The following is a 16037-nucleotide window of genomic DNA, read 5'->3' as shown; positions in this document are numbered from 1 at the left end:
TAAAGAAACGCCAATATGTTACACCCATCACTCCAAAATGTTTTTTTGATGTTACCAAAAGCGCGTTTGTTTGCTATAGTGAGCGATATCGAGCATTTGTGAGCTTAAACGAAAGTGTGAGAGGGTAAGAACGTGGAAACCAAAGATCTGATTGTGATAGGCGGAGGCATCAACGGTGCCGGTATCGCGGCAGATGCCGCCGGGCGTGGTTTATCCGTACTGATGCTGGAAGCGCGCGATCTCGCCTGCGCCACCTCCAGCGCCAGTTCCAAACTGATCCACGGCGGGCTACGCTACCTCGAACACTATGAGTTCCGCCTGGTCAGCGAAGCGCTGGCCGAACGCGAAGTGCTGTTAAAAATGGCCCCGCATATCGCCTTCCCGATGCGCTTTCGTCTCCCGCATCGCCCGCATCTGCGTCCGGCATGGATGATCCGTATCGGCTTGTTTATGTACGATCATCTGGGCAAACGCACCAGTCTGCCGGGATCCACCGGCTTGCGTTTTGGCGCAGAATCGGTACTTAAGCCGGAAATTGTGCGCGGTTTCGAATATTCCGACTGCTGGGTCGACGATGCCCGCCTGGTGCTGGCCAACGCGCAGATGGTCGTCCGCAAAGGCGGCGAGGTGCGGACCCGCACTCGCGCCATCTCGGCAAAACGGGAGAACGGCCTGTGGGTGGTGGAAGCGGAAGATATCGATAGCGGCGAGAAGTTTACCTGGAAGGCGCGCGGTCTGGTCAATGCCACCGGTCCATGGGTCAAACAGTTCTTCGACGAAGGGATGCATCTCCGCTCGCCTTACGGTATTCGCCTGATCAAGGGCAGCCACATCGTGGTGCCGCGGGTGCATACCCAGAAGCAGGCCTACATTCTGCAAAACGAAGATAAACGTATTGTGTTTGTTATCCCGTGGATGGATGAGTTCTCCATCATCGGCACGACGGACGTCGAGTATAAGGGCGATCCGAAAGCGGTGGCCATTGATGATAAAGAGATTAATTACCTGCTGAACGTCTATAACGCGCACTTTAAAAAGACCCTCAGCCGGGACGATATCGTCTGGACCTACTCCGGCGTCCGTCCGCTGTGCGATGACGAGTCGGATTCACCGCAGGCGATCACCCGCGACTACACGCTGGATATTCACGATGAGAACGGCCAGGCGCCGCTGCTCTCCGTCTTCGGCGGGAAGCTGACCACCTATCGCAAACTGGCCGAGCATGCGCTGGAAAAACTGACCCCCTATTACAAAGGGATCGGCCCGGCATGGACCAAAACCGCGGTGCTCCCCGGCGGCGATATCGGCGGCGACCGCGACGACTACGCGGCAAAACTGCGCCGTCGCTTCCCGTTCATCAGTGAATCACTGGCCCGCCATTATGCCCGCACCTACGGGAGCAACAGCGAGTGGATCCTCAAGGAAGCCAGCGCCCTGAGCGATCTGGGGGAAGATTTCGGCCATGAGTTTTATGAAGCCGAGCTGAAGTATCTGGTTGAGCATGAATGGGTGCGCAGCCTGGATGACGCCATCTGGCGTCGAACCAAACAGGGCATGTGGCTGAATGGCGAGCAGCAGGCGCGCATCAGCGAATGGCTGGCGCAGCATGCGGGAAAGTCTGAGCTGTCGTTAGCGTCTTAACGCGCCCGGCTGCGCGGGCCTGGGGAAACGCCTGAGGCCGGATCCAACCGCAATAATGAAACAACGGGGCCAAATGGCCCCGTTGTGTTACGTTGACTGGCTTACAGCCTTACCGGGTCGATATGCCAGATATATTTCGCGTACTCCTGGATCGTCCGGTCGGAAGAGAAGTAGCCCATATTGGCAATATTCAGCATCGCCTTGTAGGCCCACTCTTCCGGATGTTGATACAGCTCGTCGACGCGATCCTGGCAGTCCACATAGCTACGATAGTCCGCCAGCACCTGGTAGTGGTCGCCAAAGTTAATCAGCGAATCCAGCAGGTCGCGGTAGCGCCCCGGTTCCGCCGGACTGAAAACGCCGGTACCGATCTGCGTCAGCGCCTGGTGAAGCTCTTCATCCTGCTCGTAATATTCGCGAGGTTTATAGCCGCTGCGACGCAGCTCCTCCACCTCTTCCGCGGTGTTGCCGAAGATAAAGATATTCTCTTCGCCCACGTGCTCCTGCATCTCCACGTTCGCCCCGTCGAGGGTGCCGATCGTCAGCGCGCCGTTAAGGGCAAACTTCATATTACTGGTGCCGGAGGCTTCCGTGCCTGCGAGCGAGATCTGTTCCGACAGGTCTGCCGCCGGAATGATCAGCTGCGCCAGGCTGACGCTGTAATTGGGGATAAAAACGACCTTCAGCTTGTCGCCAATCTGCGGATCGTTATTGATCACCGCCGCCACATCGTTGATCAGGTGAATAATATGCTTGGCCATGTAGTAGGCTGAAGCCGCCTTACCGGCGAAAATGTTCACCCGCGGCACCCACTCCGCCTGCGGATCGGCTTTGATCCGGTTATAGCGGGTAATGACGTGCAGCACATTCATCAGCTGGCGTTTGTACTCGTGAATGCGTTTGATCTGCACATCAAACAGCGCCTTCGGATTCACCACCACATTAAGCTGCTGCGCAATATAGCTGGCCAGCCGCTGTTTGTTTTCCAGTTTAGCCTGACGCACTGCCTGATTGACCGTCGGATAGTCGATATGCTGCTTCAGCTCGTCAAGCTGGCTCAGATCGGTCCGCCAGGTGCGGCCGATATGCTCATCCAGCACTTTGGAGAGCGGCGGGTTGGCCAGCGCCAGCCAGCGGCGCGGCGTGACGCCGTTGGTCACGTTGATAAAGCGCATCGGGAAAATTTTGGCGAATTCGGCAAACAGCGACTCCACCATCAATCGGGAATGTAGCTCCGACACCCCATTGACCTTGTGGCTGACCACCACCGCCAGCCAGGCCATCCGCACGCGACGGCCGTTTGACTCGTCGATAATCGAGGTCCGGCTGAGCAGCGCGGTATCGTTGGGATACTGCTCCTGCAGGGTCTTGAGGAAGTAGTCGTTAATCTCAAAGATAATCTGCAGATGGCGCGGGAGAATTTTGCCCAGCATATCCACCGGCCAGGTCTCGAGCGCTTCGCTCATCAGGGTATGGTTGGTATAGGAGAAGACCTGACAGGTCACCTCGAACGCCTCGTCCCAGCTGAATTTATGCTCGTCGATAAGCAGGCGCATCAGCTCCGGTATCGACAGCACCGGGTGGGTGTCATTCAGGTGGATGGCTATCTTGTCCGCCAGGTTGTCATAGGTCTTATGCAACAGATAGTGGCGGTTCAGAATATCCTGCACCGTGGCCGAGACGAGGAAATACTCCTGGCGCAGGCGCAGCTCGCGGCCGGAGTAGGTCGAGTCGTCCGGATAGAGGACGCGGGAGACGTTTTCGGAGTGGTTCTTATCCTCTACCGCGGCGAAGTAGTCGCCCTGGTTAAACTTACCGAGGTTAATTTCGCTACTGGCCTGCGCGCTCCACAGACGCAGCGTGTTGGTGGCGTCGGTGTCAAAGCCGGGGATAATCTGATCGTAGGCTTCGGCAATGATCTCTTCCGTCTCTATCCAGCGGGTTTTCTTCCCCTCCTGCTGAATGCGGCCGCCGAAGCGCACTTTATAGCGGGTGTTGTGGCGCTCAAACTCCCACGGGTTACCGTACTCCAGCCAGTAGTCAGGGGACTCTTTTTGCCGGCCATCGACGATATTCTGTTTAAACATCCCGTAGTCGTAGCGGATCCCGTAGCCACGTCCCGGCAGACCCAGCGCCGCCAGGGAGTCAAGGAAGCAGGCCGCCAGGCGACCCAGACCGCCGTTGCCAAGCCCCGGGTCGTTCTCTTCATCGATCAGCTCTTCGAGATCGAGCCCCATCTCCGCCAGCGCGCTGCTCACATCGTCATAGATGCCGAGCGACAACAGGGCATTCGAGAGGGTACGGCCGATCAGGAACTCCATCGACAGATAGTATACCTGGCGCACTTCCTGCGAGAGCTGCGCGCGGTTGGAGCGCAGCCAGCGCTCCACCATGCGATCGCGAACGGCAAACAGCGTGGCGTTAAGCCATTCATGCTTGTTGGCGATGGCCGGATCTTTACCGATGATAAACATCAGCTTATAGGCAATAGAATGTTTTAACGCCTCAACGCTCAGCGTCGGTGATGCATAGCTAAAGGGTACATTCATAACAATGACTCCAGTGATTACATCAAGCGTTGATAAAGTTCGCGATAGGAGTTCGCGGCAACCTGCCAGCTAAAATCCATATTCATCGCCTGACGCTGCACATAGCGCCAGAGCGATGGGCGCGACCAGAGGACAAAGGCGCGACGTATAGCGCGCAGCAATGACAGCGCATTGCTGTCCTCAAAGACAAAACCTGTCGCCAGACCATCGGCAAGGTTCTCCAGCGAACTGTCAGAGACCGTGTCCGCCAGCCCGCCGGTGCGGCGCACCAGCGGCAGCGTACCGTACTTCAGACCGTACAGCTGGGTCAGGCCGCAGGGTTCAAAGCGGCTCGGGACCAGAATGACGTCGGCGCCCCCCATAATGCGGTGGGAGAAGGCCTCATGATAGCCAATCTGCACCCCCACCTTGCCCGGGTGTTCGGCAGCGGCGGCGAGGAACCCTTCCTGCAGAACCGGGTCGCCGGCGCCCAGCAGCGCCAGCTGGCCGCCCTGCTCAAGCAGGCCCGGCAGCGCTTCAAGCACCAGATCGAGCCCTTTCTGGCTGGTGAGACGGCTGACGACGGCAAACAGCGGCGCTTTATCATCGACCTTCAGGCCCATGGCGATCTGCAGCTGACGCTTGTTCTCCGCCTTCTCCTCCAGCGTGTCGCGATCGTAGCGCATCGGCAGCAGGAGGTCGTTTTGCGGGCTCCAGATACCGTCGTCAACGCCATTGAGAATTCCCGACAGCCGCCCTTCATGATGGCGCTGACGCAGCAGCCCCTCCATGCCGTAGGCGTACTGCGGCTCGGTGATCTCGCGCGCGTAGGTCGGGCTCACCGCCGTAATATGGTCGGCGTAGTAAAGGCCGGCCTTCAGAAACGAGATCTGGCCGTTAAACTCGAGGCCATGCATGTTGTAAAACGACCACGGCAGCTCGATATCATTCATATGCCAGGAGTAAAACATCCCCTGGTACGCCAGGTTGTGCACGGTAAAGACCGATTTAGCCGGACGCCCGCGCGCCGCCAGGTAGGCCGGCGTCAGGCCGGCGTGCCAGTCGTGGGCATGGACCACATCCGGGCGCCAGAACGGATCCAGTCCGCTGGCCATTTCGCTTCCCACCCAGCCCAGCAGCGCAAAGCGCAGAACGTTGTCGGTATAAGCGTGCTGGTTGGTATCGTGGTAAGGGCTCCCCGGCCGGTCATAGAGATGCGGGGCGTCTATCAGATAGATCCCCACGCCGTTAAAGTGGCCGTACAGCAGCGTGATCCGCCCGGCGAACGTATCCCGGCGGGTCACCACCTGGGCATCCACCACGCCGCGGCGGATATCGGGAAACGCCGGCAACAGCACGCGCGTATCGATACCCTCCGCGATTTGCGCCGCCGGCAGCGCGCCGATGACGTCCGCCAGACCGCCCGTCTTTAACAGCGGGAACATCTCAGAACATACATGTAAGACCTGCATTAGCGCTCCTGTTTGTGCCCCAATTTCCGCAGCATGTCGCGGGTCACCAGCACGATACCTTCCTCTGAGCGATAGAAGCGGCGTGCATCCTCTTCCGCGTTCTCACCAATCACCATTCCTTCCGGGATGACGCAGGCGCGGTCAATCACGCAGCGACGCAGGCGGCATGAGCGCCCCACCCAGACATCTGGCAACAAGACTGCCGAATCAATGTTACAGAATGAGTTCACCCGCACGCGCGGGAACAGCACCGACTGCACCACCACCGACCCGGAGATAATGCAGCCCCCGGAGACCAGCGAGTTCAGGGTCATGCCGTGGCTTCCGGAACGGTCCTGCACGAACTTCGCCGGCGGCAGCGATTCCATATGGGTACGGATCGGCCAGTTCTGGTCGTACATATCCAGCTCCGGCGTGACTGACGCCAGATCGAGGTTGGCCTTCCAGTAGGCCTCCAGCGTCCCCACGTCGCGCCAGTACGGCTCGGCGTTCGGGTCGGACTGCACGCAGGAGAGCGGGAAAGGATGTGCATAAGCCATGCCAGCTTCGGTGATCTTCGGAATGATGTCTTTGCCGAAATCATGGCTGGAGTTCTCGTTGCGATCGTCTTCCTCCAGCAGCTCATAAAGATAGGCGGCGTCGAAGACATAAATGCCCATGCTGGCCAGCGATTTGGTCGGGTCGGTCGGCATCGCCGGCGGGTTGGCGGGTTTCTCGACAAACTCAATGATTTTTTCGTTTTCGTCGACCGCCATGACGCCGAAGGCGGATGCCTCTTCAATGGGCACCGGCATGCAGGCCACGGTGCAACGCGCCCCTTTTTCGACATGGTCGATCAGCATGCGCGAGTAGTCCTGCTTATAAATATGGTCGCCCGCGAGGATCACCACGTACTCGGCCTTGTAGCGGCTGATGATGTCCAGGTTCTGCGTCACCGCGTCCGCCGTGCCGCGATACCAGTTTTCGCCGTGTACGCGCTGTTGGGCCGGCAGCAGATCGACAAACTCGTTCATCTCTTCGCTGAAGAACGACCAGCCGCGCTGGATGTGCTGCACCAGCGTATGCGACTGATACTGGGTAATAACGCCGATGCGGCGGATCCCTGAGTTAATGCAGTTAGATAATGCGAAATCGATAATACGGAACTTGCCGCCGAAGTGAACGGCAGGTTTCGCACGCTTAATGGTGAGATCCTTAAGCCGGGTGCCACGGCCGCCCGCGAGGATCAACGCCACGGATTTGATAGGTAATTGACGCGCCAGCATCAGCGGATCGTTTTTTTCAAGCCTAACCATGATTAACTCCTTTTTACACCCCCGCTTTCCTGCTCATCCCGCCGCGCCGCCGCCACGGGTTCAACCGGAAGCTTCAGGGCTTACGACCTTTGAAATACGCACACTCCGTGCGCGGGCCCATGCCAGACAGCCATGATGACCGGATTATCCTCTCCGGCGAATGGAGGAACGGCGCGCCATTCCCCCTCGGGTAAAACCATATCGACCACCTCTGCGGTGGCGTTCAGCGTGAGCAGCCAGCGATCCGACAACTGGATCTGCATACACGCTGCCCCCTGCTGCCACTCCCCGGCAGTCAGCGGCTGGACATGGCGATTAAGCCAGCGGACGCTGCCATCCCCCTCCTGCCACCAGCGGTTGCGGGTGAGCGCCGGAATGCGCCGGCGCAGGTGGATCAGCGCCGCGGTAAAGGCGGTTAATCCCGGGTTCGCCTGGCGCCAGTCGAGCCAGGTCAGGGCGTTGTCCTGACAGTAGGCATTATTGTTGCCGTGCTGGCTGTGGCCCTGCTCATCGCCCGCCAGCAGCATCGGCGTCCCCTGAGCCAGCAGCAGCGTCGTCAGCAGCGCATGCACGCTGGCGCGTCGCCGTTCAATCACCGCAAAATTAGCTTCTAATCCTTCTATACCATGATTGTTGCTGTAGTTATTGTTAGTCCCATCGCGATTCTCCTCCCCGTTCGCCTCATTGTGTTTCTGATTGAAACAAACGCAGTCGCGCAGCGTGAAGCCATCGTGGGCCGTCACCAGATTGACCGTCGCCGATGGCGGCTTGCCATCACGGGCAAAGAGATCGCTGGAGGCCGCGAAGCGTTGCGCGAAATCCCCCAGGGAGACGTTTTGCTGCAGCCAGAAGCGGCGGGCGCTATCGCGAAAATGGTCGTTCCACTCGGCGAACAGCGGGGGAAAATTGCCCACCTGGTAGCCCCCCGGGCCGATATCCCAGGGTTCGGCGATCAGTTTCACCTGCGACAGCACGCTGTCGTGGCGGATAGCCTCGAACAGCGGCGCATCCTGGCGGAATTCCGGCGTCCGCCCCATCACTGAGGCGAGATCGAAGCGAAAACCGTCGACATGGCACTCATCCACCCAGAAGCGCAAACACTGGCGCGCCAGTTCCACTACCCCCGGGTGGCTAAGATTGAGCGTATTCCCGCACCCGGTCCAGTTGTGATAATCGCCATCTTCCCTTACCCAATAATAGCTACGGTTGTCGATTCCGCGCAGGGAGACGGTGGGACCTTCAAGATCGATTTCCGCGCTATGGTTGAGCACGATATCCAGAATCACCTCGATACCGGCGGCATGCAGCGCCTTAACCGCATCGCGAAACTCATCCAGGGCGCGCGTCGGGTCGCTGGCATAGCGCGGATCCAGCGCGAACCAGGCCAGCGGGTTGTAGCCCCAGTAGTTGCTCAACCCCATCCGCTGCAGTCGCGGCTCGCTGGCGAACTGCGCCACCGGCAACAGTTCAAGGGCGCTGATGCCCAGCGATTTGAAGTAAGCGATCATCACCGGGTGGCCCAGCGCCTTATACGTTCCGCGAATGGCTTCCGGCAGCTGCGGATTAAGCAGGGTGAGCCCTTTCACGTGCGCTTCATAAATCACCGTCTCCCCCCACGGGGTACGCGGCGGTTTATCGCCCAGCCAGTCGTAACGCAGATCCACTACCTGCGATTTTGGCGCTATCGCGGCGCTATCGCGATGATCCGGCTGCCACATTCCGCCGTGCAGGCGCTCGTCGTCCGGCAGATCGCCCTCAACCCGGTGAGCGCAGGGATCGAGCAGCAGCTTGGCCGGGTTAAAGCGGTGTCCCTGCGCCGGATCCCAGGGGCCATGCACCCGGTAGCCGTAGCGCAGGCCCGGCCCGACGGCAGCCAGCCAGCCGTGCCAGATATCGCCGCTGCGCGCCGGGAGATCGAAGCGTTGCTCGTTGCCCTGCTCGTCGAACACGCACAGCTCCACCCGCTCCGCGTGGGCGGAGAAGAGGGCGAAGTTCACCCCCTTGCCGTCATAGCTGGCGCCCAACGGCGCAGGCTTGCCTGCCGCGAGGTTGGTCATTGCGCCTCCCGGACCAGCCAGATCGTCGCCAGCGGCGGCAGGGTCAGGGACAGCGAATGTTCGCGACCGTGGCTGGGGATGGCATAGCTTTCCACCACCCCGCCGTTGCCCTGGTTGCTGCCGTGATAGTGCATTGAGTCGGTATTCAACGCCTCGCGCCAGCGGCCCGGCTGGTTGATGCCGAAGCGGTAGTCGTGGCGCGGCACCGGCGTGAAGTTGCTGGCGACGATAATCTCGTTCCCCGCCCGGTCGCGGCGCACAAAGACAAACACTGAGCGCTCGTGGTCATCCACCACCAGCCATTCGAAGCCGTACGGGTCAAAGTCCAGCTCGTGCAGCGCCTTATGGTGGCGATAGGTATGGTTCAGGTCGCGCACCAGCCGCTGGACGCCGTGGTGCCAGTTGTCGCCGCCCTCCAGTAGATGCCAGTCGAGGCTGCCGTCGTGGTTCCACTCGCGGCCCTGGGCGAACTCATTGCCCATAAACAGCAGCTTTTTCCCCGGGAAGGCGAACAGCCAGCCGTAGTAGGCGCGCAGGTTGGCGAACTTCTGCCAGGCGTCCCCCGGCATGCGGTCGAGAATCGATTTTTTGCCGTGCACCACTTCATCGTGGGAGAGCGGCAGCACAAAGTTCTCGGTGTAGTTGTAGAGCATGCCGAAGGTCATTTTGTCGTGATGGAAGCGGCGGTGCACCGGATCGAGTTTCATGTAATCCAGGGTGTCGTGCATCCAGCCGAGGTTCCATTTGAACCAGAAACCGAGGCCGCCGCCGGCTGGCGGACGGGTTACCCCGGCGAAATCGGTGGACTCTTCCGCCATGGTGACCGCGCCCGGCGTCTGTTCGCCAAGGATGCGGTTGGTGTTGCGCAGAAACTCAATGGCTTCCAGATTTTCCCGGCCGCCGTATTCGTTGGGGATCCACTCCCCCGCCTTGCGGCTATAGTCGCGATAGATCATCGAGGCCACCGCGTCGACGCGCAGAGCATCGATGCCGAAGCGTTCGATCCAGTACAGCGCATTTCCCACCAGGAAGTTGCTGACTTCGCGGCGTCCGTAGTTGTAGATCAGGGTGTTCCAGTCCTGGTGATACCCCTCGCGCGGATCGCTGTGCTCATACAGCGCGGTGCCATCGAAAGAGGCAAGGGCAAAATCATCCGCCGGGAAGTGGCCAGGCACCCAGTCCAGAATGACGTTTAGCCCGGCGGCGTGCGCGGCGTTGATAAAGTAACGGAAATCATCGCGGGTGCCGAACCGGCGGGTCGGCGCATAGAGGCCGGTGGGTTGATAGCCCCAGCTGCCGTCGAACGGGTGCTCGTTAACCGGCAGCAGCTCGAGATGGGTGAAGCCCATCCATTTTGCGTAGGGCACCAGCTGGTCGGCCAGCTCGCGGTAGCTCAGCCAGAAATTATTGTCGGTATGGCGACGCCATGAGCCAAGATGCACTTCATAGATAGAGACAGGGGCATCGAACTGGTTCGCCGCTTTGCGGTCCGCCGGCTGTTCGACTTTAGGCGGCAGATCGCAGATAAGCGAGGCGCTTTCCGGACGCATTTGCGATTCAAAGGCGTAAGGGTCGGCTTTGACCCGCAGATGGCCGTGGGCGTCAATCAGCTCGAATTTATACAGCTGGCCATTGTGCGCGCCGGGGACGAACAGTTCCCAGATGCCGGACTCTTTGCGGAATCGCATCGGGTGGCGCCGGCCGTCCCAGTAGTTAAACTGCCCCACCACCGAGACGCGACGGGCGTTCGGCGCCCATACCGAGAAACGGGTGCCGGTGACGCCGTCCATGGTGGCGGCGTGCGCGCCCAGCGTTTCGTAAGGGCGCAGGTGGGTCCCTTCCGACAGCAGCCAGACGTCAAGATCCTGCAGCAGCGGACCAAAGCGATAAGGGTCATCAATCAGATTCTGCTGCCCGTGCCAGGTGACGGCCAGCTGATAGCGAAAGGCATTTTTACGCCGCGGCAGAACGCCGCTGAAGAAACCACGCGAGTCGAGGCATTCGAGCTTGCCGACTTTGCGTCCGGTTTTCGGTTCAATAACCCACACATCGGTGGCATCGGGTAATAATGCGCGCACTTCCAGCCCGGCGTCGGTACGGTGCATGCCGAGCACGGAAAAAGGGTCCGCGAAATGACCGGCGATTAGCGCATTAATCACGTCTCTATCGATATGATTAGACATGCTTTCATCCTGTTGTAAGTGTCGCTCATTCCTGTAACTGGCGACTTTTTTTGACCTGAACGGCGCAGCGCTTTCTGCATCCTTCTGCTCCGTCCCACCTTCAGGTAAGGAATTCCTTACTTAAAGCATAGCCAAGGCTGAGTTACCTCCGTGGGGAAAAATCTAACATCCGCGTTTACTCCTTGTATTACGCAAAAAAAAAGGGGGCTCGAAGACCCCCTTTCTGTTCATCCTGCGCTTACGCCAGCTGGCGAAGCATCCGGCGCAGCGGCTCCGCGGCGCCCCACAGCAGCTGGTCGCCAACGGTAAAGGCCGACAGATACTCCGGCCCCATATTCAGTTTACGCAGGCGACCTACCGGGGTGGTCAGGGTGCCAGTCACCGCGGCTGGGGTCAGCTCGCGCATGGTAATGTCGCGATCGTTCGGTACCACTTTGGCCCACGGGTTGTGCGCGGCCAGCAGCTCCTCAACGGTCGGGATAGAGACATCTTTTTTCAGCTTGATGGTGAACGCCTGGCTGTGGCAGCGCAGCGCGCCAACGCGGACGCACAGGCCGTCTACCGGGATAACGGACGAGGTGGCGAGGATCTTGTTGGTCTCCGCCTGGCCTTTCCACTCTTCGCGGCTCTGGCCGTTATCCAGCTGTTTGTCGATCCACGGGATCAGGCTGCCCGCCAGCGGTACGCCGAAGTTATCCACCGGCAGCTCGCCGCTGCGGGTCAGCGACGTCACTTTGCGCTCGATATCCAGAATGGCGGAAGCCGGGTCCGCCAGCTCTGCCGCGACGTGGTTGTGCAGCTGGCCCATCTGGCTCAGCAGTTCGCGCATATGACGCGCGCCGCCACCGGAAGCCGCCTGGTATGTCGCCACGCTGACCCACTCCACCAGATCCTGGGCAAACAGGCCGCCGAGGGACATCAGCATCAGGCTGACGGTGCAGTTGCCGCCGACAAAGGTTTTTACGCCGTTGTTCAGGCCGGCGGTGATCACGTCCTGGTTAACCGGGTCGAGGATAATGATCGCATCGTCCTTCATGCGCAGCGAAGAGGCAGCGTCAATCCAGTAACCCTGCCAGCCGCTTTCGCGCAGCTTCGGGTAAATCTCGTTGGTGTAATCGCCGCCCTGGCACGTGACAATAATGTCCAGTGCCTTCAGCGCGTCCAGATCGAACGCATCCTGGAGCGTGCCACCGGTGCTACCGCCGAAAGACGGCGCTGGCTGTCCCAGCTGGGAGGTAGAGAAGAACACCGGGCGAATGGCGTCGAAATCGCGCTCTTCAACCATGCGTTGCATGAGAACAGAGCCGACCATTCCGCGCCAGCCGATAAAACCAACATTTTTCATAACGTATTCCTGCGAGGTGTGTGCTGTTTGTGCCTGACCAGTTTCCAACTGGATTATCCCTCACCTTACAAAATGCAGCTAAAGTCGCAAGTGAAATTAATCAATGATTGCTGAACAATCAGAAAAGCAACTTATCCTGCACATTGTCCACCGTCGCTGGTCGTCGTCAAAGCGCAATGATTATCGGGGAAATCACCCAGGGAATGGAACATTTTCCGTCGCGATTTTATTGATCCTGATTATGGATTAAGCGCGAAATCCGCTGATTTTCCCCTTGCCAAAAAGAGGCAACAAACCCAGGTGCAGCAAGGCTTGCCGAAGGATACGAGCATCGTCGTAGCGCTAATAAGGGCGAGGAGCGGGAAGAGAAAAGAGGGAAAAAGCGCGGCTTATCGCCGGGAAGCCAGGGTAAACGGCGTTACCCTGGCTTTTGGCCACCCGCGAGCGGGTGGCGAACAGACTTAGCTCAGCAGCTGGAAGGCGATCATGCCGACAATCGCCCCGGTGGTGCCGAGGATGGTTTCCATCATCGTCCAGGTTTTCAGCGTCTGGGCTTCGGTGGCGCCGGTAAATTTACCGAACAGCCAGAAGCCGGCGTCGTTCACATGGCTCACGACAATCGAGCCGCCGGCGATACAGATAGACAAGGCCGCCATCTGCGCGCCGCTGTAGTTCAGCTGCTCAATCACCGGCATCACCAGGCCGACCGCCGTCAGGCACGCCACGGTGGCGGAGCCCTGGATGATACGCACCGCCGCCGCCAGCACGAAGCAGGTAATGGCGATCGGCAGCCCCATACCGGTCAGCGCTTCACCCAGCGCCGGGCCGACGCCGGAGTCAACCAACACCTGCTTGAAGACGCCGCCTGCCCCGATCACCAGCAGGATAATGCCCGCCGGCTGCAGCGCATGACCGCAGATCTCCATCACCCGGTCTTTCGCCATCCCCTGACGTACCGCCAGGCCGTAGATTGCCACCAGGCAGGCTACCAGGATCGCGGTGAATGGGTGACCGATAAATTCAAACCATTCGTAAGCGGTCGACCCCACCGGCACAAAGCGCGCGGCGATGGTTTTCAGGCCTACCAGCACCAGCGGCAGCAGGATCAGCGACAGGCTGAAGCCGAAGGAGGGCATTTTGCCTTCGCCGAGATGCGGCTCCGTCACGTCGTCAGGAATATGCAGCTCAACGTAGCGGCTGATGAAGTTGCCCCACAGCGGCCCGGCGATAATCATTCCCGGAATGGCCGCGCACAGGCCAATCAGGATCATCCAGCCAAAGTCGGCGTGCATTTGCGACGCCAGCAGCATCGGCGCCGGTCCCGGCAGCAGGAACGCCGCGGCGGCGGCCACCCCGGCAAACAGCGGGATCACCAGCTTCACGAGGTTAGTGCCGGTATGGCGCGCCATCGAGAAGGCGACGCTGATCAGTAGCACGATCGCCACTTCGAAAAACAGCGGCAGCGCGCAGATGAGGCCGGCGAGACCAATCGCATAGTGCGCGCGATTGTGGCCGAAGGATTTGAGCATCTTGACGGCAATCTGATCGACCGCCCCCGTTTCATGCAGGATCTTCCCGAACATCGCGCCCAGCGCGACGACGATCGCCAGGAAGCCCAGCGTACCGCCCATCCCCTTCTCCATCGTCGCCGCGATTTTATCCAGCGGCATGCCGGAGAAGAGACCTGCGCCAATAGAAACCACCATCAAAGCCACGAAGGCGTGCATCCGCGCCTTCATGACTAAAAACAGCAGCAGCAATACCGAGCCGACTGCTGTTAAAACAAGCGTTAAAGTACTCACTAGTGACTGCCTTTGTTGATCACCTCAATGGTGCTGGCCACCACGCCTTCCAGCGGCTGGTCGATATCGACGATAAGCACATCGCTCTCGTCGGCGCCTGGTTCCTGCAGCGTTTCAAACTGCGTCACCAACATTTGGGTTTTGAAGAAGTGCCCTTTACGCGCCTTCAGACGGTTTTCGATCACCTCGAAGTCGCCTTTCAGGTAGATGAAGGAGAGGTTCGGGTTGCCCTTGCGCAGAATGTCGCGATAGCTCTTCTTCAGCGCCGAACAGACGATCAGCGACACCTTATTGGTACGCTGCATGGCAAACGCGGCGTCATTTAGCGCCTGCAGCCACGGGGTACGGTCGTCATCGTTGAGCGGCTCACCGGAGGCCATCTTGGTGATATTGCTGCGCGGATGCAGAAAGTCGCCGTCGAGAAACGCGGCATGCAGCTGATGCGCCACTTCGCTGGCGACAGCGGATTTCCCGCTGCCGGAAACGCCCATCAGAACGTAGACGTGGTGATCATGATTAGTCGTGCTCAAAGCATCCTCCCACCGGACAGGTACGCCGCGCCGGGGCTGACTCATTGAGCGCGAAGGCGGCGTATCGGTTAATTGTTACGGGTAACTGTTATCGGTAACATTGTCATGCCGGACCTGTGGAGAAGCAATATCCATTCGTGCCAGATGTGAATATGTGTGATCTACTTCAAACTTGTCAGTTTAAATTGATCCGCCCGGTGACAATGTGAAACCTAAATCTAACATCTTAGGGGTAATCGCTTCGCCACGAATGCGCGCCAGCAGACGTTCGGCGCCAATGCGCCCCATCCGCTCGCGCGGGGTCAGGACGCTGGCCAGCCGCGGCTCCATCACCTGGCCGATATCGTGGCCGTGGAAACCGGCTATCGCCATGTCGTCCGGGATCTTCAGCCCCAGGCGCTGGCACTCAAAGGCCGCGCCGACCGCGAGGTCATCGTTGGTGCAAAAGATGCCGTCAAGCTGCGGGTATTCGCGGCGCGCCTGGCGCATCAGCTCAATCCCGGATGAATAGGACGAGGACTGCTCCACCATCACGCTGTAGGGCGTCATGCCCGCATCGAGCATCGCCCGCTCGTACCCCTTCTGTTTGATGATAGTACGTTCATCAAGACGCGCGCCGAGATAAGCAACGTGGCGGTGGCCGCGGGCGATAATCGCCGTCGTCATCTGCCGCGCCGCTTCGAAGTTATCGAAACCGACCGCGATATCGAGGCACGGTGACTGGCTGTCCATTAGCTCCACCACCGGAATGCCGGCGACTTCAATCATCTTCAGGGTGCGGGGCGTATGGGTGCGTTCGGTGAGGATCAGGCCGTCAATGTTCCAGGAGAGCATCGATTCGAGGCGTTTCTCTTCCATTTCCGGCTTGTAGCCGTAGTGCGCCAGCATGGTTTGATAGCCGAAGGCGTCAGTGACGCTTTCAATCCCGCGCAGCACTTCCGAGAACACCTGGTTGGTTAACGATGGCAGCAGCACGCCAATGGCGCGGCTGGTGGCGTTGGAGAGAATGTCAGGGGCGCGATTGGGAATATAACCCAGTTCATCGAGGGCAACGGCAATCTTGCCACGCAGCGCTTCGGAGACCTGCTCCGGGTTGCGTAAATAGCGACTGACCGTCATTTTGGTCACGCCGACAAGATCGGCTACATCCTGAAGTACGGGTCTTTTCTTTTTCATCGTCCTGA

The 16037-nt window shown here is 59.4% G+C and carries 10 protein-coding genes and 1 pseudogene; 2 read left to right on the top strand and 9 right to left on the bottom strand.

The window, feature by feature from the left end; all coding sequences use genetic code 11:
* Positions 1-132 precede the first annotated feature (132 nt).
* Complete coding sequence (glpD, locus tag ACOI7D_RS24585; RefSeq protein WP_004202136.1) at positions 133-1641, top strand: glycerol-3-phosphate dehydrogenase; 1509 nt, start codon at positions 133-135, stop codon at positions 1639-1641.
* Between the two features lie 101 nt (positions 1642-1742).
* Here the strand turns inward: glpD and glgP are convergent, their stop codons facing one another.
* The 6 genes from glgP to asd all read right to left on the bottom strand — a co-directional run bounded on the left by glgP (position 1743) and on the right by asd (position 12521).
* Positions 1743-4190 (bottom strand): glycogen phosphorylase, encoded by a 2448-nt coding sequence (gene glgP / locus ACOI7D_RS24580; RefSeq protein ID WP_023291212.1) that lies wholly within the window; start codon positions 4188-4190, stop codon positions 1743-1745.
* A gap of 17 nt (positions 4191-4207) precedes the next feature.
* Positions 4208-5641, bottom strand: coding sequence for a glycogen synthase GlgA (gene glgA / locus ACOI7D_RS24575; RefSeq protein WP_004202133.1), 1434 nt, complete (start codon positions 5639-5641; stop codon positions 4208-4210).
* Positions 5641-6936 carry a glucose-1-phosphate adenylyltransferase gene (gene glgC / locus ACOI7D_RS24570; RefSeq protein ID WP_002920566.1) on the bottom strand — a complete coding sequence of 432 codons (1296 nt, stop codon included), beginning with the start codon at positions 6934-6936 and terminating at the stop codon, positions 5641-5643. The genes glgA and glgC overlap by 1 nt, the downstream gene beginning before the upstream one ends.
* A gap of 80 nt (positions 6937-7016) precedes the next feature.
* Positions 7017-8993: a glycogen debranching protein GlgX gene (glgX, locus tag ACOI7D_RS24565; RefSeq protein ID WP_109546851.1), complete on the bottom strand. Its 1977-nt coding sequence runs from the start codon at positions 8991-8993 to the stop codon at positions 7017-7019.
* A complete protein-coding gene (glgB, locus tag ACOI7D_RS24560; RefSeq protein ID WP_109546850.1) occupies positions 8990-11176 on the bottom strand; it encodes a 1,4-alpha-glucan branching enzyme in 2187 nt (728 codons plus the stop codon). The genes glgX and glgB overlap by 4 nt, the downstream gene beginning before the upstream one ends.
* Positions 11177-11414: 238 nt before the next feature.
* Positions 11415-12521 carry an aspartate-semialdehyde dehydrogenase gene (gene asd / locus ACOI7D_RS24555; RefSeq protein WP_023291215.1) on the bottom strand — a complete coding sequence of 369 codons (1107 nt, stop codon included), beginning with the start codon at positions 12519-12521 and terminating at the stop codon, positions 11415-11417.
* 103 nt (positions 12522-12624) lie between these two features.
* Here asd and ACOI7D_RS24550 point away from each other — a divergent pair.
* Positions 12625-12986, top strand: a pseudogene (locus ACOI7D_RS24550) (hypothetical protein).
* On the opposite strand, the gene gntU reads toward ACOI7D_RS24550, so the two are convergent.
* The 3 genes from gntU to gntR all read right to left on the bottom strand — a co-directional run bounded on the left by gntU (position 12983) and on the right by gntR (position 16029).
* Positions 12983-14323: a gluconate transporter gene (gntU, locus tag ACOI7D_RS24545; protein WP_004202127.1), complete on the bottom strand. Its 1341-nt coding sequence runs from the start codon at positions 14321-14323 to the stop codon at positions 12983-12985. The pseudogene ACOI7D_RS24550 and the gene gntU overlap by 4 nt on opposite strands.
* Positions 14323-14853 carry a gluconokinase gene (gene gntK, locus ACOI7D_RS24540; protein WP_004202126.1) on the bottom strand — a complete coding sequence of 177 codons (531 nt, stop codon included), beginning with the start codon at positions 14851-14853 and terminating at the stop codon, positions 14323-14325. Before gntK ends, gntU begins: the two co-directional genes overlap by 1 nt.
* A 180-nt stretch (positions 14854-15033) precedes the next feature.
* Entirely contained in the window at positions 15034-16029 is a 996-nt protein-coding gene (gene gntR / locus ACOI7D_RS24535; protein WP_109546849.1) for a gluconate operon transcriptional repressor GntR, read from the bottom strand.
* Positions 16030-16037 lie beyond the last annotated feature (8 nt).

Origin of the sequence: Klebsiella sp. C360, from assembly GCF_048822415.1 — a bacterium.
Taxonomy (GTDB): Bacteria; Pseudomonadota; Gammaproteobacteria; order Enterobacterales; family Enterobacteriaceae; genus Klebsiella; species Klebsiella quasipneumoniae.
The sequence above is the reverse complement of the archived record's forward strand: the minus strand, read 5'-3'. Positions and strand labels throughout refer to the sequence as shown.